The 391-nt window shown below is 66.2% G+C and carries 1 protein-coding gene; it reads right to left on the reverse strand.

Annotation, left to right across the window (positions count from 1 at the left end):
- Window positions 1-149: 149 nt before the first annotated feature.
- Window positions 150-272: a hypothetical protein gene (locus tag G3I60_RS46635; protein WP_275419245.1), complete on the reverse strand. Its 123-nt coding sequence runs from the start codon at window positions 270-272 to the stop codon at window positions 150-152.
- Window positions 273-391 lie beyond the last annotated feature (119 nt).

Below are 391 nucleotides of genomic sequence, written 5' to 3' on the forward strand. Positions count from 1 at the left end.
CGCGATCATCGACGCGATCGCGTAGTAGGCCTGCTGTATTTCGCGCGGCGTGCGGTCGTGGGGCAGCCACGGCGCCACGAAGCGGTGCATGCGCGCACCGGGAAGGCGAGGTCGTAGGAGGCGTTGAACCGGTCGCTCGCCGTGTCCCCTCAGGAGTCGCAGGTCATCGGGGACAGTCCGACGAAGGAGAACGCGGCGGCCGGCAACGTCAACAGGGCGGAGACGAGCGGCGCGACGAACGCGCCGGGGCTGCGGGCGGGGTCCGGGATCATGGATCCAGTGCACTCCGAGGGAAGAGCTGGAACATGAGTGCGCGTACGCATGTGACCTCCTTGCTGACCTGCGAAACTCTTAGGCCCACGTACGTATTTAATGCGACAGCGCCGAAGAG

The organism is Streptomyces sp. SID13666, from assembly GCF_010548325.1.
Classification (GTDB): Bacteria; Actinomycetota; Actinomycetes; order Streptomycetales; family Streptomycetaceae; genus Actinacidiphila; species Actinacidiphila fildesensis.